Below are 17,274 nucleotides of genomic sequence, written 5' to 3' on the forward strand. Positions count from 1 at the left end.
AATTATAATTTGATAAGTCCGGTAAAGCCGAGAAATGCCAGCGACATCATTCCTGCTGTAATCATCGCTACCGATGCACCTTTAAACGGAGCGGGTGTATCAGCCAGAGCTAAGCGCTCGCGAATTGCTGAAAATAAAATTAAAACCAGAGAAAAACCAACCGCTGCACTAAATCCATATAAAACTGAAGTGATAAAATCATGGTTTGCGTTGACGTTGATTAAAGCCACACCTAAAACCGCACAGTTTGTCGTAATGAGAGGCAGATAAATACCTAATAATCGATAAAGCGTTGGGCTGGTCTTTTTGACGAACATTTCAGTAAATTGCACAACGACCGCGATTACCAAAATGAATGCCATGGTTCTTAAATAGAGCAGGCCTAACGGTAACAATATGTAGTGATCCACCAGAAATGAGCACAACGAAGCTAGAGTGAGCACGAACGTTGTTGCCATCGCCATTCCGGCTGCGGTTTCAACTTTTCCGGATACGCCCATAAAAGGACAGAGACCCAGAAATTTTACCAGCACGAAATTATTGACTAAAACTGTGGCCACAAAAAGTAAGAAATAGTGCGTCATGAGCTCGCAAATAATGTCACATAATACTTACTATTATCGTTGTTTAACGCCGACATAACAACACCCAAACCTATAGGGATTTACATAGTTGGTTATTGAGTAATCTGTCCAGTAGGGAAATCGCTAAAATGCCTTTAATTGATAAATTCCTGATCTAGATCAACGGGAGAGTTTTTCGATAGACACCATATGTAGTGTTTTGTGTACTATTAAGGGACTAGATATTGAAATGGTGAAGAAAGATGGATTTTCAACCGATCGTCGAAAAACGCGACGGAAGTCGTGTTCCTTTTGATTCAAAACGCATTTATCAGGCAGTCTTAGCTGCCAGTCAAGCTTCTGAACCTGTTAGCGATGAATTCGCAAGTTCAGTAGCTCAAGCCGTCTCTTTACGCTTTACTGATGACTCAACTGTTAAAATTCAACAAATTCAATCAGCTGTTGAAGAACAACTGATGCAAAGCCCTTATCGTCAACTGGCAAGGGCTTATATCGAATACCGTCATGACCGTGATGTTGCTCGCGACCGTCATAGTCAATTAAACCGCGATATCACCGGTTTAATGGAACAAAGTGATGCTGATATCCTTAATGAAAATGCTAACAAAGACGCGAAAGTGATTCCAACTCAGCGTGATTTGTTGGCCGGGATTGTAGCACGTCATTATGCTAAAAAGTACATTCTACCTCGCGATGTGGTTCAGGCGCATGAACGCGGCGAGATCCATTATCACGATCTCGATTATTCGCCTTTTTTCCCAATGTTTAACTGCATGCTCATTGATTTGAACGGCATGTTAACCAAAGGCTTTAAAATGGGTAATGCGGAGATTGAACCCCCTCGTTCTATTTCAACGGCCACTGCCGTAACTGCGCAAATTATTGCTCAGGTTGCATCTCATATCTACGGTGGCACAACGATTAATCGAATCGACGAAATCTTAAGTACCTATGTGACTCGCTCGTATGAAAAACATTTAGAAGTTGCTCGCCAATGGGGCATTAGTGATCAACGAGCTTATGCCGATGAGCGCATTGAAAAAGAATGTTATGACGCATTTCAGTCTTTGGAATATGAAATTAACACATTGCATACTGCCAATGGACAGACGCCATTTGTCACCCTCGGTTTTGGCTTAGGCACTTCTTGGCAGTCTCGATTAATTCAACGTTCTATCTTGCAAAACCGCATCGCCGGTTTAGGCAAAAATGCAAAAACAGCCGTCTTTCCAAAACTAGTATTTGCCATTCGTGAAGGTGTGAACCGTAAACCAGGCGATCCTAACTATGATATTAAACAGCTCGCTTTGAAATGTGCCACTGAGCGGATGTATCCAGATATTTTGAACTATGACCAAGTCGTGAAAGTAACTGGCTCATTTAAAACTCCAATGGGATGCCGCAGCTTTTTAGCACCCTATGAAAATGAAGCAGGTGAAATGGTACATGATGGTCGTAACAACTTAGGTGTTGTGAGTATCAACTTGCCACGTATTGCACTAGAGGCAAAAGGCAGTATTGAAAAATTCTATGAAATTTTAGACCAGCGTCTAGCGATTAGCTTTAAAGCCTTGATGACTCGTATCGATAGATTGGCAAATGTCAAAGCACGTGTTGCGCCAATTCTGTATATGGAAGGCGCATGTGGTGAACGCTTAGGCCCAGATGAATCAGTGTTAAAACTATTTAAAAATGGTCGTGCGTCAATTTCTCTTGGTTATATCGGTGTACACGAAGCAATTATTGCGCTGTATGGGCAGAATCAGCATATTTTTGATGCTGAAGAGCTTCGAGCTCAGGGCGTTGCAATGGTCAAACGCCTGCATGATGCGACCGAGCAGTGGAAACAAGAAACTGGCTATGGCTTCAGTTTGTATGCCACTCCGAGTGAAAACCTCTGTAATCGATTCTGTAAATTAGATACCCAAGAATTTGGAGTTGTTGAAGGGGTTACCGACAAAGGTTATTACACCAATAGTTTCCACTTGGATGTTGAGAAAAAAGTAAATCCATACCAAAAATTGCAGTTTGAAGAAGCTTATCCTCCATTAAGTAGCGGTGGGTTTATCTGTTATGGCGAATATCCAAATATGCGTCATAACATTGAAGGGCTCGAAAACGTTTGGGATTATAGTTACGACCATGTGCCATATTACGGCACTAACACCCCCATAGATGAGTGTTACGAATGTGGTTATAAAGGCGAATTTACTCCAACTAGTAAAGGATTTGAATGCCCACAATGTGGCAACCACGATAGCGCTAAAGCATCGGTGATTCGCCGAGTCTGTGGTTATTTGGGCAGCCCAGATACACGACCATTTAACTATGGTAAACAGCAAGAAGTTCAACGTCGGGTGAAACATTACTAATGCATTATTGCCGCTACTATCCAGTTGATGTGGTGAACGGTCCGGGAACTCGTTGCACGTTGTTTGTTTCCGGCTGCACTCATCAGTGTAAAGGTTGCTACAACCAATCTACTTGGAGTTTTGACTCGGGTATGCCGTTTACTCAGGCTATGTCACAACAGATTATCGATGATCTGAGTGATACCGATATTCCTAGGCGCGGCTTAAGCTTAAGTGGCGGCGACCCGCTGCATCCGAATAATGTTCCGGCTGTGTTAGAGCTGGTAAAACGGGTTCGCAGTGAATGTCCTGGAAAAGATATCTGGTGCTGGAGTGGCTACGAGATCGAACAGCTAACTGAGCTCCAATGGCAGCTCGTTGAATTGGTCGATGTGTTGGTTGATGGGCGCTTTGAAAAGGATAAGTTGTCGGCACAGCTACCTTGGCAGGGCAGCAGTAATCAGCGGATCATTCATATTGATGAGTGGTTAAAGCAACAAAAAAGCGCTTAAAAGCACCCAAATTTAGCTAATCTTGAGCCCTGGTTTTTCCGGGGCTTTTTTGTGCCCTCAAAGTAACGATTAAATTATCAACTTAAAGGAATGTAAAACGTACTGTGAAATTGCCCAAAAGCACATATATTAACAATCATCTAAGCTCGTATGGTTCAGTTTTATATTTGACCTGATCATTGGGAAAGTTAAGAGGTATTACTAAGGAGATCAATATGATCCGAGTGCACCATCTAGAACATTCGCGTTCGTTTAGAGTGCTCTGGTTGTTAGAAGAATTAGGGGTCGAATACACGGTTGTTCATTACCAGCGCGATCCAAAAACACAGGCAGCGCCCGAGGCATTAAAACAGGTGCATCCGCTCGGTAAATCTCCTGTTATCACCGATGGTGAGATTACTATTGCCGAATCGGGCGCCATTATTGAGTATCTCATCGACCGATACGGTGATGGCAAAATGCGCCCAACACAACCTGAAGCATTATTAGAATATCGCTACTGGCTACATTTTGCCGAAGGCTCTCTTATGCCTTTATTGGTGATGAAGCTCGTATTAAACAAAGTTGAACAAGCTCCAATGCCATTTTTTGTGCGTCCTATCGTGCGCAAAGTTATGTCTGCGATAAATAGTAATTTTACTCAGCCCAGATTGGAACCGCAGCTGGCGATGATTGAAGCGCATTTACAAGATAGAGGCTGGTTTGCCGGACATGATTTGAGTGGGGCAGACATTCAAATGGCGACTTCGCTATTGTTAGCAAAATCGCTATTAGGCGATTTGAACAATTATCCACAAACCCAAAATTATTTAGAGCGGGTAGAGCGCTTGCCTGCTTATCAGCGTGCTAAACAAAAATATTAATCACAAACGAAGCGAACAATGAGCCGATGAACGCAGATGTTCATCGGCTTTTTGATTAGAAGACTTGAAGAAAAGGTTTTACAACAGTTGAAGCATAAACGCCTGCTTCAACATAAGGGTCTTGAGAGGCCCATTCTTTGGCTTTTTCAAGTGATTCAAATTCAGCAATAACGGTTGAACCGGTAAATCCGTTTGGACCTGGATCTTGACTATCAATTGCAGGCATTGGGCCTGCGGTGAGCAGACGACCTTCATCTCTTAATAGCTGCAGACGGGCTAAATGAGCTGGACGAACACTTTGTCGAGCCGCGAGGCTCTGCTCAACATCTTCAGAGAAAATCACATAGAACATAATTAATCCTTATTTTGATCGGCTGTCTCTTTGGGCAAATAGCGATAAATATAAACGACAGTACCAATGGTGAATAACAGCGTAGCACCGAACAGACCAAAGACTTTAAAATCGACCCAGATCTGTTGGCTTAACCAAAACGCGACATAAAGATTGGATATTGCACAAATAGCGAAAAAGACCGCCCAAGCTAGATTAATACGGTTCCAAACTCTCTCAGGCAATACGATTTCTTTGCCGAGCATCTTTTTAACAACAGGCGCTTTAAATCCAAATTGCGATACCAATAAAATGACGGTAAACAGGGTGTAGATAACCGTTACTTTCCACTTAATAAATACATCATTATGTAGAGCAACCGTCAGACCACCAAAAACCACAACAGCTAAAAAGGTGATTAAGTGGCTTTTTTCAATCCGTTTATATACGCAGTAATAGATGACTAACATAATTGCTGTTGCTGCAATCAATGCGCCACTTGCCATATAAATATCGTACATTTTATATACGATAAAAAAGACAATTAACGGAAAGAATTCAAGTAGTTGTTTCATACCAGGACCTAAGTGTGGGTAATAATTCTACAATTTATTATTACCAATGCGTCTTGTTGTCATCATAGCGTGTCACCATAAAAGGTCAACTGACAAGCACCTCTGATAACTGCGCTATCACATAAAACTAAGGCCCATTGCTGGGCCTTAAATATCGTTATTTAGCTGTTGCAGCTTTCATGTTTGAGGTGAACGTTTTAAGTTCACTTAACATGGTCTCTGGTGAGTCGAGATTATTCTCGATAATTTTAACCACGGCAGAGCCTGATATCGCGCCTGCAGCACCAGCGGCAATAGCCGCTTTTACTTGGCTTGGTTCAGCAATACCAAATCCTAATAAGGTGCGCGGGGCATTGGCAGCTTTTAGCACATCTAACAGATGGTGCACTGGTTTACCTGCTTTGGTTTCAGTACCTGTCACACCCGCACGGCTAACCAAATAGGTATAACCGGAGCCTAATTGAGCAACTTCTTTTAACGTTGCATCATCCGCGTTTGGTGGGGCAATAAAAATCGATTTAATGCCATATTTTTCAGCCGCTGTTCGATAAGGCGCTGATTCCAAGGTCGGCACATCGGCAATTAGAACCGAATCAACGCCAGCGTTTGCCAGTTTTTGATAGAAATTATCAATTCCTGTGCTGTAGACAAGGTTTGCATACAGTAATAATCCCATTGGAATATCAGGGTGACGTTGGCGAATGATTTGTAGCATTTCAATGCAGCGTGATGGCGTAGAACCATTACCTAGTGCTCGAACGTTCGCATTTTGAATAGTTGGCCCATCAGCAACTGGATCGGAGAACGCAAAACCCAGCTCCAGTGCGTCAGCACCACCTGCTATGAGTGAATCAACAATTGCCAAAGACTGTTCGAAGTTTGGATCGCCCAATGTTACAAAAGGAACGAATGCGCCTTGGTTTGCGGCATCAAGGCGTTCAAACATAGTATCGTAGCGGCTCATTGAAATTCCTCCCGGTGAGCGAAAATATCAGCAACCTGGAAAATATCTTTGTCACCACGACCGGAGATATTTACGACTAACAGTTGTTCTTTTTGTGGATCTTGTTTAATCAATTTAAGTGCATATGCCAGCGCATGAGATGATTCAAGAGCTGGAATAATCCCTTCGTGACGAGACAATTCTTCAAATGCGTGCAGAGCTTCATCATCGGTGACTGAGACATAATCTGCTCGGCCAATACTATTTAGATAAGCATGCTGCGGACCAACCGATGGAAAATCAAGTCCAGCTGAAATTGAATATGACTCTTCAATCTGACCTTCATCGCTTTGCATCAGCAATGAGCGCATCCCAAAGAACACACCTTCTCGGCCATGTTTCAGTGGTGCACCATGCTGACCGGTTTCAATACCTTTACCCGCAGGTTCGACGCCAATCAGTTTGACACTTTCATCAGGGATAAAATCGGCAAACAAGCCAATTGCATTTGAACCACCACCCACACAGGCGATAACTGCATCCGGCAGACGACCTTCATGTTCGTTAAGTTGCTGCTTAACTTCTTCACCAATCATTTTTTGAAATTCACGAACAATGGTTGGGAATGGGTGTGGACCAGCTGCTGTGCCGAGCATATAGTGGCTGGTTTCATAAGTGGCTGACCAGTCGCGAAGCGCTTCGTTACAAGCATCTTTTAAGGTCGATGAGCCACTGTGCACGGGAATAACTTCTGCGCCCATTAAGCGCATTCTAAATACGTTTGGTTCTTGGCGCTCCATATCTTTAGCGCCCATATAGATGCGGCATTTGAGGTTAAAAAGGGCACATGCTAAAGCTGTTGCGACACCGTGCTGACCGGCACCTGTTTCGGCGATGACCTCTTTTTTGCCCATGCGTTTGGTTAACAGGGCTTGGCCTAAAACTTGGTTAGTTTTATGAGCACCGCCATGGAGCAGGTCTTCGCGTTTTAAATAAAGCTTGGTGTTGGTCCCAGCTGTTAAATTTTGGCATAAGGTTAAAGGTGTAGGACGGCCAGCATAATTGTTCAGCAATGATGAAAATTCACTGATAAATTCTGGGTCCTTGCGAGCATCTATAAAAGCTTGCTCGAGTTGATCAAGCGCTGGTAGTAAAATTTGCGGAACATATTGTCCGCCAAATTCACCAAAATAACGATCTAGTTGACTCATAATATTTTCTCTAATTCTAATAATGGCGCAATTGGGTAAATACTTCTTTAATCAGCGCAGGGTCTTTGATTCCCGGATGACTTTCTAACTGAGAGTTAAAATCTAATCCTAATGCGCCTAATTTGGCTGCCCGCTCAACATTGTTCGGTCCAAGTCCACCAGCTAGCATTGCGTGCGGCAGAAACTCTTTGACGAGTTGCCAGTCAAATGTCTGGCCAGTCCCGCCGCACAGATCGGCAATTTGCGAATCAAATAATACGCGATCAACATTGGCTGGAATTTCGGGGGCACTATTGCTGACTCCAACTGCTTTCCAAATTTGGGTGCTCTGGGGCAATAGGTCTCTAAGTTTGGCAATGTCATCACTGCTTTCACTGCCATGGAGCTGCACTGCAAACAGGTTTAATTGTTTTGCGATTGTGGCAATAGTTTCAACGGCTGTATCGGCAAAGACTCCAACAAATTGCAGTGGCGCACTATTGCAGATGGCTGTGGCCTGAGCAAGCTCAACATAGCGTGGTGAGCGCTCAACAAAAATAAGTCCACCAAACACAGCGCCCGCCTCAAAAGCGGCCTGTGCATCGGCTGGACGAGTTAAGCCACATACTTTATTTTCGCCTAAGATCATTCTCCGGCAGGCCATTTCAATATCAGTCTGTTCCATAATTGAACTACCGACTAAAAAGGCATTCACCAGATGGCTTAAGCGGTGGACATCGGCATTGGTATAAATACCTGATTCCGAAACAATCAGTCGATCTGATGGAATTTGTGGTGCTAAGCGTTCAGTACGTGTTAAATCAATCGACATATCACGTAAATCACGGTTGTTAATCCCGATGACTGGCGCATCTAACGCAATCGCGCGCTCTAACTCTTCTTGGTTACTTACTTCAGTTAGATAATCAAGCCCTAACGAGCGAGCGGTTTGTGCGAGTGTCTGATAGAGCTCATCGTCGAGTACCGAAAGCATTAATAAAATGACATCGGCTTGATAATAACGAGCCAGGTAGACTTGATATGGGTCGATAAAAAAGTCTTTACACAACACTGGCTGGTGAGCATTTTCGCGAACGATATGTAAAAACTCGTGATTGCCCTGAAAATACTTTTCATCGGTAAGCACTGAGATAGCCGCAGCGTGATTGTTATAAACACTAGCTATCGCTGCTAAATCAAATTCGTCACGGATCTGGCCTTTTGAAGGCGATGCTTTTTTGCACTCTAAAATAAACTGTGTGTCAGTCTGCGAGAGTGCTTTGATAAAACTGCGTTCACTTAAACTGAGTTTATCTTTAAAGCTCTCTAACGGTTGAGCGCTCTTTCGCTGCTCAACCCATTTGATCTTATCGGCTACGATTTTATCTAAAACCGTGTCGGTTTCTCGGATAATCACTGACTTTTCTCCGCAAGTTTATGAACCAGTTGCAGTGGTCGGCCAGAGCGCATTTCACTAAGAGCCAGTTCCACACCTTCGTGCACATTAGCAACTTTTCCGGCAAGTTTTAAGAGCAGGGCAACATTGGCTGCAACCGCATTAAGATGCGCAGGTTTTCCCTGACCTTGCAAGAGTTGTTCGCTTATTTGACGATTTTCTTCTGGCGTGCCACCTTCAAGTTCCTCAATGGTAGCTTTATCTACGCCGAAGTCCTCTGGGTTAAGCTGATAATACTCGATGTTATTGCCGTTAACCTCTGCAACATCGGTTGGTCCGTGTACGGCTGCTTCATCAAGCCCTGCGCCGTATATCACCATTACTTTTTTCATGCCCATTTGCTGGAATGTTTCGGCAATTGGTTTTAATAGCGATTTGTCATAAACGCCCATCACTTCCATGGTTGGATGTGCTGGATTAATAAGTGGGCCTAACACATTAAACAACGTGCGAGTTGCAAGAGCTTTACGTACTGGCATCGCATGGCGGATCCCTTGATGATATTGTGGGGCGTATAAAAAGCAGACACCTAACTCATCTAAGCATTCGCGCGCTTTTTCTGGGCTCATCTCGATATTAATGCCTAAGGCTTGAAGCAGATCGGATGAGCCCGATTTGCTAGAAACGCCGCGGTTACCGTGTTTGGCAACTTTAACCCCTAAGCTTGCTGCAACAAATGCTGAGGTTGTCGAGATATTAATGGTGTTATAGCCATCACCGCCGGTACCCACGATGTCAGCAAATTCATAATCAGGGGTAGGAAAATCTGCCGCATTATCTAATAAAGCCTGCGCTGCGCCAGCGATTTCTTGTGGCGTTTCACCTTTAATTTTAAGCGCTGTTAAAAGTGAGCCCATGACAATCGGGTTCATTGCTCCGGTGACGATTTGTGAAAAAATCTGCTGACTCTGTTCGAGCGTTAAGTCTTTTCCTTGATATAACAGTTCTAATTCTTTCATGCGGCATTGTCCTCCTGTGAGCCGTTGGTGAGCCAGTCAAGCGTTTGTTGAAGTAGTTTTTCTCCCTGACTGGTGAGAATTGATTCTGGGTGAAATTGATATCCGACGACTCGGTCTTGTTCATTAAGAACCGCCATCGGCATTTTCTCAAAACTGGCGCAAACTTCTAGTGAATCGGGTACATTGGTTGCAACCAACGAATGATAACGAGCAACTGGAAAAGGATTTTCAAATGAGCGAAACATCCGTTTGCCATCATGCTCAATTGCCGATGCTTTGCCGTGAACGGTCTGTGTTGCCCGACCAATATGGCCACCATAATATTCAACTAACGCTTGCTGGCCTAAACAGATACCGAGCATCGGGATTTGGCCTTTACACAAGCCAATGAGTTCTAATAAGCATCCGGCTTGTTGCGGATTCCCTGGGCCAGGCGAGAGCACTAGTACGGGGTCTTCACTGTTATCAAGTTGCTGTTTAATTAGCTGCGCACTTAGATTGTTACGATAAATTTTGACCGGATAGCCCATTGAGCGAAATTGATCCACAAGGTTGTAGGTGAACGAATCAAAGTTATCGAGTAAAAAAATAGTTTTAGCCACGGGAAACCTCCGCTAAAGTTGAGCCATGTGCGCGGGCAATCGCATTAAGTACCGCTGCCGCTTTGGTGCGAGTTTCATTTGCTTCACTTAGAGGAACAGAGTCAAATACAACGCCTGCACCAGCTTGGATTTGCGCAACGCCATCTTTGACAAATGCTGAGCGAATCACAATGCAGGTGTCCATGCTGCCATCCCCGGAGAGGTATCCAACCGCACCACCGTAGCTGCCACGACGTTTGCCTTCCTGACGACGCAGTAATTGTGCTGCGCTAATTTTGGGGGCCCCCGTTAAGGTTCCCATATTCATGCTCGCCTGATAGGCGTGCAGAGCGTCTAAATCGCTACGCAATGTACCGACTACGCGAGAAACTAGATGCATGACATGGCTGTAACGGTCAACTTTAAGAAGATTGGCAACATGGCGAGTACCTGGCTCACTGATTCGTGCAACATCATTACGGGCCAAATCAACCAGCATTAGATGTTCAGCCAGCTCTTTTTTATCCATGCGCAAATCAAGCTCTAATCGGCCGTCTAAATCTAGATTGACTGAACCATCGGCGTTGCGTCCGCGTGGGCGAGTCCCCGCAATGGGATAAATTTCAACATCTCGGCTTTGCGCGCTGTATTTAATCGCGCTCTCTGGCGATGCGCCAAACACGACAAACTCAGGATCCTGCATATAGAACATATATGGGCTAGGGTTGGTTTGTTTAAGCTGGCGATATGCACCCAAAATATCTGGGCAATCTAAATAAAAGCTGCGCGATGGGACAACCTGAAAAATATCACCATTGATGATGGACTCTTTGAGCTGCTCGACCATCGTTGCGTACTGTTCATCACTTAAATCGCTGGTGACTTTACTGGTATAAGGTTGGTCGTAGTTATGAATAATCGGTTGGACATCTTGGCACGCTTGGCGAACTTGAGCAAAGCGGCTATTTAGAGTTAAACGAAATTCAGGGTGATCACCAAACAAGCTACCGATTAATTCGCTGGTTTTATGTTGATGGTCGATGACTAACAATGTTTCGGCAAGGTAGAACTGAAAATCTGGCAGGGTGTTATCGCTCGGAGCTACTTCATCGAGCTGTTCAAAGCTTGCGATAAAATCAAAACTAAATGCACCGCCTAAATATAAACCTTCTGGGTGTGTTGCTTGTGAGCCGTAAAGATTAATAAGTTCGCGAAGGGCGCTGACAGGAGAGAGGGCTTTTAGTCGAGAATCTTCATCTAATTGAGGGTCTGGAAGCGGAAAATGCAAGAGTAAGTCGGTGTTGTTGGATTCTTTGATAAGCGTTGATAAAAAGTGTTGCTCTAAGACTCGAATCACCTGTTTCCCGTTATCCGACAGGGCAGTGAAGCGAACCTCTCTATCGTGGCAGACTATCTTCACACAGCAATCGAGAAGCAACAGGCTTTTCAAATCAGCCTTACTGTCGATTTCAGCTGACTCAAGTAAGATGCTTTCATGGTTATTTTGTTGAAAACTCTCATAAAGTGCTAGTGGGTCATCGACATAACTGACTTGTTCGATGATATTCACCAACGATGGTTGTTGCCCCGTCATTATTTTTATCTCCTAGCCTAGATAACAAAAAAGCCCGCATTGGATGCGGGCTTTATGAATTTGATTGCTTGTTAATTATGCATGACAAATCACACCCGCCTAAATGGAGAGTGCCACCACCAATCTTTTGTGTTGATGATTTGAATTGTTGTCATGATTAACCTCGTACAATTTGATAGCATTAGTAAAACGGAAATTGCCTAAGAAAGTCAAGAAAAAATTTGTGGAGATTTATGAAAATTGATTTGCATTGCCATACCGTAGCCTCAGATGGCGCACTGAATCCTCAAGAGTTGATATTACGCGCTGAAAATATGCAAATTGATTATCTGGCTATCACTGATCATGATACAACTGCTGCGCTGACGCCTGCGCGAGAGCTTGCTAGCCGAGTTGAAATCATTAATGGCGTCGAAATTTCAACAACCTGGCAGAGTTTTGATATACACATTGTTGGGCTTGGATTTGATCTAAATGATCAACCATTGCAAAATGCACTAAAAGCGCAGCGAGAAACGCGTAATTGGCGAGCACAAGAAATTAGCGACCGGCTATGTAAACGAGGTCTTGATCCGGTGTATCAAGATGCAGCAGCGCTTGCAAATGGGGGCGCAATCACACGGGCACACATTGCTCAGGTTTTAATTGACCGGGGTGTGGAGGACTCGTTTGTTAAGGTCTTTAATAAATATATGACCCGTGGCAAACCGGGTTATGTACCAAGTCCGTGGATGAGTATTGAGCAAGCGGTTGAATTACTTCATCATGCTGGCGGTGTCGCAGTATTGGCTCATCCTTTGAGTTACCAGCTTTCGAATAAATGGCTGCGTCGTTTAGTCGCTGAGTTTGCGCTCGCAGGCGGTGATGGTATTGAAATAGGTATGCCTCAGCTTAAGCCTGATCACCAGCGCTGGCTTGTGTCGCTTGCCAATGAACACCAGTTACTAGCATCGGTTGGTTCTGATTTTCATAAACCGATGCCTTGGCGAGAGCTAGGTCGATACCTAGCTTTACCAGATAATATTTTACCCATTTGGCAGCAAATTCTGCCAAATATTGAACTCCAACAATAGGAGGTAAGCCTATGAGTCAATATTTTCAGGTTCATCCAGAAAATCCGCAAGCTCGTTTAATGAGCCAAGCGGCAGCAATCATTCGTGATGGTGGCGTGGTTGTTTATCCGACCGACTCAGGTTATGCGATCGGCTCTTTAGCCGGGAACAAACATGCGTTAGAGCGAATTTTACAAATCCGGCAACTTGACCCCAATCATCACTTAACACTGATGTGTCGCGACCTGTCAGAATTATCAGTTTATGCTCGGGTTGAGAACAGTGCGTTTCGGCTGCTGAGAAATAATACCCCAGGACCTTATACGTTTATTTTGCGAGGCACTAAAGAGGTTCCTCGGCGCTTGTTAAATGCTAAACGTAAAACGATTGGGTTGCGAGTGCCTGACTCACGTATTGCGTTGGCTTTGCTTGATGCGCTTGGTGAGCCAATGCTCTCTGGCTCGCTCATTTTACCAGGCAATGAAGTTGCTGAATCCAATCCTGAAGTGATTCGTGACAAACTCGAAAAACAGGTAGATTTAATCATTGACGGTGGTGTTGTGGCTGAACAACCAACTTCGGTCATTGATCTTTCTGAAGATGCGGTCGAAGTGTTGCGCCAAGGTCGTGGTGATGTATCACCATTTTTATAAGGATTGCTAATTGAAGCCTATTCAAAGCATCACTGATGATAACCAATCAACGCCAAAGCAGTTAGTTTTGGCGACGGTTGATGGGCAGCCGTGGTTAGAAATTCCGGATGATTTGTATATTCCACCGGATGCTCTGGAAGTTATCTTAGAGCGCTTTGAAGGGCCTTTGGATCTCTTGCTTTATCTCATTCGTCGGCAAAAGCTTAATATTGTCGAATTGCCTGTTGTTGAGATAACTCGTCAGTATATGAGTTATGTCTCAACGATGGCGGTATTAAAGCTTGAGCTAGCGGCTGAATATCTGGTGATGGCGGCGCTGCTGGCTGAGATTAAATCTCGAATGTTGTTGCCAAAACCACCCAGTGAAGATGAGCAAGAGCAAGATCCTCGAGCTGAGTTAATTCGTCGATTGCAAGAGTACGAGTTATATAAAAATACTTCTCAGCAGGTCGATGAGTTAGCGCGCGTCGAGCGTGATATTTTTCTAGCCAAAGTCGCTAAGCCTGAATCAATGCCTAGCGCAGTGATTCATCCTGATGTGGATTTAGCTGAGTTAGTCGCGGCTCTGGCAGGAGTGTTAGAAAGAGCGAAGCAGTTTGAGCATCATGAAGTGAGTCGCCAACAGTTATCTACCCGAGAGCGCATGAGCGATATTTTAAGCGTGCTCAAAGCGGGGGTTTTAACTGATTTTCAGAGCCTCTTTACCCCTGATGAAGGCCGAATGGGAGTCATTGTTACCTTTATGGCAATTTTAGAGCTCACTAAAAATCGACTGATTCGATGTTTACAAAATCAGCCATTGGCTCCGATTCAAGTCACGCTTTATGAAGAGTCTTCTGAGCTGGATGAGGAATTAAATTAGTGGCAAATGAAACCACCAAACCTAACTTGATCCAGCTTGTCGAGGCCGCTTTGTTTGTTGCCGGACGACCTCTTTCAATTAGCGAACTACAGCAAAGCGTGCTGGCGAATTTTAAGATGGCGAAAGGCCAAGTGCTAATGATTTTAGAAGAGCTGGCTTCTAAATATCAAAATAGTGGCATTATTTTAACTGAAGTCGCCGGAGGCTGGCGGTTTCAATCGCGTCCAGAATTGGCTGAATATCTCTCTTATTTGTGGCAAGAAAAGCCGCAGCGATACTCAAGAGCGCTGCTTGAAACCCTAACCATTATTGCCTATCGCCAGCCAGTAACGCGCGGTGAAATCGAAGCTATTCGTGGGGTTGCAGTCAGTTCTTCAATTATTAGTACTTTAAAAGAACGGCTATGGATCAAAGAAGTCGGTCATAAGGAAGTTCCCGGGCGACCTGCATTATTAGCAACAACCAAAGAGTTTTTAGACTACTTTAATTTAAAAAGTCTCAGTGAATTGCCAGAATTAGATCAATCTTTACTTGAAAAAATTCCTCAGGACTTTCAGACTTAGCGCAACTTTTTAGCGGATAGATATTAAATGAGCGAAAAATTACAAAAAGTCCTTGCCCGCTGTGGCCTAGGCTCCCGTCGTGAGATGGAGGCGGCCATCGATGCCGGTCGTGCCAGTATTAACGGAGAAACTGCCAAACTGGGGGATCGTGTCGAAGCCGAGGATATTATCCGTTTCGATGGGAATAAAGTGAATACGCAGCTTGCAGCAGAAGAGCCATGCCGCGTTTTAATTTATCACAAATCAGATGGTGAGATTTGCTCACGCAGTGACCCCGAAGGGCGTCCAACTGTTTTTGCGCGTCTGCCAAGACTCAGAGTTGGCCGTTGGATTGCGGTTGGCCGACTGGATATTAATACCCAAGGGTTACTGTTGTTTACCAATGATGGTGAGCTGGCAAACCGCTTAATGCATCCGCGTTTTGAAGTTGAACGCGAATATGCGGTTCGAGTCTTTGGCCAAGTGAGCGAAGATATTGTCCAGCGTTTACGCACTGGTGTTCAGCTCGAAGATGGTGTAGCGAAGTTTACCAGCGTTAAACGCCAAGGTGGCGAAGGCCTCAATCAATGGTTAAAAGTGACCTTAAATGAAGGGCGTAACCGAGAAGTTCGCCGGATGTGGGAATCTCAAGAGGTGCAAGTAAGTCGTTTGATCCGCACCCGTTATGGCCAGGTGATTTTGCCAAAACAACTGCCGCGTAGTGCATGGAAAGAAGTCGATCTACAAACCGTGAATTATCTGCGCTCGCTAGTGCAATTGCCAGCTGAAGAAAAAACGTTATTAAAAGTAGGTGATAAAGACCGCACTCGAACCGCTCGGATTCGCCGCAGTGTGCGTAAACATCAGATCCGATTACGGCAAAAATAGTTAGTCATATTTTAGAATGGTCGCTTATATAGCGGCCATTTTTTATGCCTAATAATTATTAATTTTTTCTATTGAAATTATTGGGTAGAGCCTTATATAAGTGGTGTAAGCAATAAGCACCGAGCTTAATGGTTATAAGGTTTTAGTTAAAAAGTAACATTGAATAAACTGAGGAGGTTTTATCATGAACATGAAATTGCGTCCTTGGAATCCGACCGAAGATTTTGACGATATGATCCATCGACTGATGAACTGGCCAAGTCCATTTGCAGATCAGAAACGTCGTTGGATGCCTGCAACTGACATTGTTGAAGCAGCCGATCGTTATGAATTAAAAGTTGAATTACCAGAAATGCGTAAAGAAGATATTAAAGTTTCTTTAGAAGATGGCTATCTGGTACTGTCTGGCGAACGTAGCCATGAAAAAACTGATGAAAAATTGCAGCTGAACGAACGCTTTTATGGCCAGTTCACTCGTCGTTATGAACTTCCTAGCGATGTGAAAACAGACGGGATCGATGCTCGTTTTGAAAATGGCATGCTGTATCTGAGTTTACCAAAAACCAAAGTAAGCGAACCCGAAACGCAGCACATCGAAATTCACTAATGGTTCATTGTTAGGTTTTCCAGTTTTCTGCCACCTGAGCAATCAGGTGGCTTTTTTATGCACTATGAAATTATGAATGAGAGAGCGGGGCTAATGAGTGCCATTGAATCGGCATTGCACCTTTGGCACACATTTTTTCTATCGCTTGTTGACCATCATGCTCACTGACATTGACCGCATCAATTCCATCGGTTAATAAAAAACATTCAAAGCCACTTGAAAGAGCATCAAGCGTTGTTTGTAGAACGCAGTAATCAGTGGCCAACCCACAGATAAATAAGCGCTTAATACCACAATGCTTCATTTGCAATGCTAATTCAGTGCCATCAAAAGCTGAGTAAGCATCTTTATCACTTGAGGTCGCTTTTGAGACGAGCCAAGCTTGCGTTGGCCAGGTAAAGTTTGCGCTAATTTGCGCACCACGCGTATTTTGAATGCAATGCGCTGGCCACGGGCCATTTTGCGGCGCAAATGAGCAATGATCGTCTGGATGCCAGTCACGGCTTAAAATAATGGTCGCCTGAGAGCGCTCAAAATATTGTGTGTAACGGTTAATCGGTTCAATGACTCGCTCTGCGCTCGCTATTCCTAAAGCACCGCCGGGTAAGAAATCGTTTTGCAGGTCGATAATTAATAAAGCGTCACTTGCTTTAACCGTAATAGTTTCTGGTTGCGTAGCCATTGCAAATCCTTTGACATTGAATGCATGCAAAAAGAGGTTCGGTTATGGT

The 17,274-nt window shown here is 44.1% G+C and carries 19 protein-coding genes and 1 other annotated feature; of the genes, 9 read left to right on the top strand and 10 right to left on the bottom strand.

The features are described 5' to 3' along the window. Positions 1 to 2: 2 nt before the first annotated feature. Positions 3 to 584 carry an electron transport complex subunit RsxA gene (gene rsxA, locus ABTQ23_RS16235; RefSeq protein WP_408616794.1) on the bottom strand — a complete coding sequence of 194 codons (582 nt, stop codon included), beginning with the start codon at positions 582 to 584 and terminating at the stop codon, positions 3 to 5. A 242-nt stretch (positions 585 to 826) separates the two neighbouring features. On the opposite strand from rsxA, the gene nrdD reads away from it, so the two are divergent. The 3 genes from nrdD (at position 827) to ABTQ23_RS16250 (ending at position 4,310) form a co-directional block, all read left to right on the top strand. Next, entirely contained in the window at positions 827 to 2,956 is a 2,130-nt protein-coding gene (nrdD, locus tag ABTQ23_RS16240) for an anaerobic ribonucleoside-triphosphate reductase (protein ID WP_408616795.1), read from the top strand. After that, a complete protein-coding gene (gene nrdG / locus ABTQ23_RS16245; protein ID WP_408616796.1) occupies positions 2,956 to 3,447 on the top strand; it encodes an anaerobic ribonucleoside-triphosphate reductase-activating protein in 492 nt (163 codons plus the stop codon). The genes nrdD and nrdG overlap by 1 nt, the downstream gene beginning before the upstream one ends. A 215-nt stretch (positions 3,448 to 3,662) precedes the next feature. Beyond that, positions 3,663 to 4,310 (top strand): glutathione S-transferase family protein, encoded by a 648-nt coding sequence (locus tag ABTQ23_RS16250; RefSeq protein WP_408616797.1) that lies wholly within the window; start codon positions 3,663 to 3,665, stop codon positions 4,308 to 4,310. Positions 4,311 to 4,365: 55 nt separating this feature from the next. Here ABTQ23_RS16250 and ABTQ23_RS16255 read toward each other — a convergent pair whose 3' ends face one another. The 8 genes from ABTQ23_RS16255 to ABTQ23_RS16290 all read right to left on the bottom strand — a co-directional run bounded on the left by ABTQ23_RS16255 (position 4,366) and on the right by ABTQ23_RS16290 (position 11,939). After that, on the bottom strand, positions 4,366 to 4,662 hold the full coding sequence (locus ABTQ23_RS16255; RefSeq protein WP_408616798.1) for a YciI family protein: 297 nt from the start codon (positions 4,660 to 4,662) through the stop codon (positions 4,366 to 4,368). A 2-nt stretch (positions 4,663 to 4,664) separates the two neighbouring features. Beyond that, entirely contained in the window at positions 4,665 to 5,216 is a 552-nt protein-coding gene (locus ABTQ23_RS16260) for a septation protein A (RefSeq protein WP_408616799.1), read from the bottom strand. 157 nt (positions 5,217 to 5,373) lie between these two features. Next, positions 5,374 to 6,180, bottom strand: a complete 807-nt coding sequence (gene trpA / locus ABTQ23_RS16265) for a tryptophan synthase subunit alpha (protein ID WP_408616800.1) — start codon at positions 6,178 to 6,180, stop codon at positions 5,374 to 5,376. Continuing rightward, a complete protein-coding gene (gene trpB, locus ABTQ23_RS16270) occupies positions 6,177 to 7,370 on the bottom strand; it encodes a tryptophan synthase subunit beta (RefSeq protein WP_408616801.1) in 1,194 nt (397 codons plus the stop codon). Before trpB ends, trpA begins: the two co-directional genes overlap by 4 nt. 16 nt (positions 7,371 to 7,386) lie before the next feature. Beyond that, complete coding sequence (gene trpCF / locus ABTQ23_RS16275) at positions 7,387 to 8,766, bottom strand: bifunctional indole-3-glycerol-phosphate synthase TrpC/phosphoribosylanthranilate isomerase TrpF (protein ID WP_408616802.1); 1,380 nt, start codon at positions 8,764 to 8,766, stop codon at positions 7,387 to 7,389. After that, positions 8,763 to 9,764 carry an anthranilate phosphoribosyltransferase gene (gene trpD, locus ABTQ23_RS16280; RefSeq protein ID WP_408616803.1) on the bottom strand — a complete coding sequence of 334 codons (1,002 nt, stop codon included), beginning with the start codon at positions 9,762 to 9,764 and terminating at the stop codon, positions 8,763 to 8,765. Before trpD ends, trpCF begins: the two co-directional genes overlap by 4 nt. Continuing rightward, positions 9,761 to 10,366, bottom strand: a complete 606-nt coding sequence (locus ABTQ23_RS16285; RefSeq protein ID WP_408616804.1) for an aminodeoxychorismate/anthranilate synthase component II — start codon at positions 10,364 to 10,366, stop codon at positions 9,761 to 9,763. The genes trpD and ABTQ23_RS16285 overlap by 4 nt, the downstream gene beginning before the upstream one ends. Then, positions 10,359 to 11,939 (bottom strand): anthranilate synthase component 1, encoded by a 1,581-nt coding sequence (locus tag ABTQ23_RS16290; RefSeq protein WP_408616805.1) that lies wholly within the window; start codon positions 11,937 to 11,939, stop codon positions 10,359 to 10,361. The genes ABTQ23_RS16285 and ABTQ23_RS16290 overlap by 8 nt, the downstream gene beginning before the upstream one ends. A 24-nt stretch (positions 11,940 to 11,963) precedes the next feature. Further along, positions 11,964 to 12,067 (bottom strand) — a sequence feature (Trp leader region). A 105-nt stretch (positions 12,068 to 12,172) separates the two neighbouring features. Between ABTQ23_RS16290 and ABTQ23_RS16295 the strand changes: the two genes are divergently transcribed. The 6 genes from ABTQ23_RS16295 (at position 12,173) to ABTQ23_RS16320 (ending at position 16,543) form a co-directional block, all read left to right on the top strand. Further along, positions 12,173 to 13,012: a PHP domain-containing protein gene (locus ABTQ23_RS16295; RefSeq protein WP_408616806.1), complete on the top strand. Its 840-nt coding sequence runs from the start codon at positions 12,173 to 12,175 to the stop codon at positions 13,010 to 13,012. An 11-nt stretch (positions 13,013 to 13,023) separates the two neighbouring features. Beyond that, the gene (locus ABTQ23_RS16300) at positions 13,024 to 13,644 is read left to right on the top strand and encodes an L-threonylcarbamoyladenylate synthase (RefSeq protein WP_408616807.1); all 621 of its coding nucleotides are present in this window, start codon (positions 13,024 to 13,026) and stop codon (positions 13,642 to 13,644) included. 10 nt (positions 13,645 to 13,654) lie between these two features. Next, complete coding sequence (locus ABTQ23_RS16305) at positions 13,655 to 14,506, top strand: segregation and condensation protein A (protein WP_408616808.1); 852 nt, start codon at positions 13,655 to 13,657, stop codon at positions 14,504 to 14,506. Beyond that, positions 14,506 to 15,069, top strand: coding sequence for an SMC-Scp complex subunit ScpB (scpB, locus tag ABTQ23_RS16310; protein ID WP_408616809.1), 564 nt, complete (start codon positions 14,506 to 14,508; stop codon positions 15,067 to 15,069). Before ABTQ23_RS16305 ends, scpB begins: the two co-directional genes overlap by 1 nt. 27 nt (positions 15,070 to 15,096) lie before the next feature. Continuing rightward, positions 15,097 to 15,936: a 23S rRNA pseudouridine(2605) synthase RluB gene (gene rluB, locus ABTQ23_RS16315; RefSeq protein WP_408616810.1), complete on the top strand. Its 840-nt coding sequence runs from the start codon at positions 15,097 to 15,099 to the stop codon at positions 15,934 to 15,936. A gap of 184 nt (positions 15,937 to 16,120) precedes the next feature. After that, positions 16,121 to 16,543, top strand: a complete 423-nt coding sequence (locus tag ABTQ23_RS16320) for an Hsp20/alpha crystallin family protein (protein ID WP_408616811.1) — start codon at positions 16,121 to 16,123, stop codon at positions 16,541 to 16,543. Between the two features lie 70 nt (positions 16,544 to 16,613). On the opposite strand, the gene ABTQ23_RS16325 is transcribed toward ABTQ23_RS16320, so the two are convergent. Next, entirely contained in the window at positions 16,614 to 17,225 is a 612-nt protein-coding gene (locus ABTQ23_RS16325) for an isochorismatase family protein (protein WP_408616812.1), read from the bottom strand. Between the last annotated feature and the right edge of the window lie 49 nt (positions 17,226 to 17,274).

The sequence above is a fragment of the Celerinatantimonas sediminis genome (assembly GCF_046054195.1).
GTDB lineage: Bacteria > Pseudomonadota > Gammaproteobacteria > Enterobacterales > Celerinatantimonadaceae > Celerinatantimonas.

Coding starts and splice junctions, on each gene's coding strand:
- rluB (WP_408616810.1), top strand. CDS start 15,097: ATGAGCGAAAAATTACAAAAAGTCCTTGCCCGCTGTGGCCTAGGCTCC.
- ABTQ23_RS16260 (WP_408616799.1), bottom strand. CDS start 5,216: ATGAAACAACTACTTGAATTCTTTCCGTTAATTGTCTTTTTTATCGTA.
- nrdD (WP_408616795.1), top strand. CDS start 827: ATGGATTTTCAACCGATCGTCGAAAAACGCGACGGAAGTCGTGTTCCT.
- ABTQ23_RS16250 (WP_408616797.1), top strand. CDS start 3,663: ATGATCCGAGTGCACCATCTAGAACATTCGCGTTCGTTTAGAGTGCTC.
- ABTQ23_RS16300 (WP_408616807.1), top strand. CDS start 13,024: ATGAGTCAATATTTTCAGGTTCATCCAGAAAATCCGCAAGCTCGTTTA.
- ABTQ23_RS16290 (WP_408616805.1), bottom strand. CDS start 11,939: ATGACGGGGCAACAACCATCGTTGGTGAATATCATCGAACAAGTCAGT.
- nrdG (WP_408616796.1), top strand. CDS start 2,956: ATGCATTATTGCCGCTACTATCCAGTTGATGTGGTGAACGGTCCGGGA.
- ABTQ23_RS16325 (WP_408616812.1), bottom strand. CDS start 17,225: ATGGCTACGCAACCAGAAACTATTACGGTTAAAGCAAGTGACGCTTTA.
- rsxA (WP_408616794.1), bottom strand. CDS start 584: ATGACGCACTATTTCTTACTTTTTGTGGCCACAGTTTTAGTCAATAAT.
- ABTQ23_RS16295 (WP_408616806.1), top strand. CDS start 12,173: ATGAAAATTGATTTGCATTGCCATACCGTAGCCTCAGATGGCGCACTG.
- ABTQ23_RS16255 (WP_408616798.1), bottom strand. CDS start 4,662: ATGTTCTATGTGATTTTCTCTGAAGATGTTGAGCAGAGCCTCGCGGCT.
- ABTQ23_RS16320 (WP_408616811.1), top strand. CDS start 16,121: ATGAACATGAAATTGCGTCCTTGGAATCCGACCGAAGATTTTGACGAT.
- trpB (WP_408616801.1), bottom strand. CDS start 7,370: ATGAGTCAACTAGATCGTTATTTTGGTGAATTTGGCGGACAATATGTT.
- trpD (WP_408616803.1), bottom strand. CDS start 9,764: ATGAAAGAATTAGAACTGTTATATCAAGGAAAAGACTTAACGCTCGAA.
- trpA (WP_408616800.1), bottom strand. CDS start 6,180: ATGAGCCGCTACGATACTATGTTTGAACGCCTTGATGCCGCAAACCAA.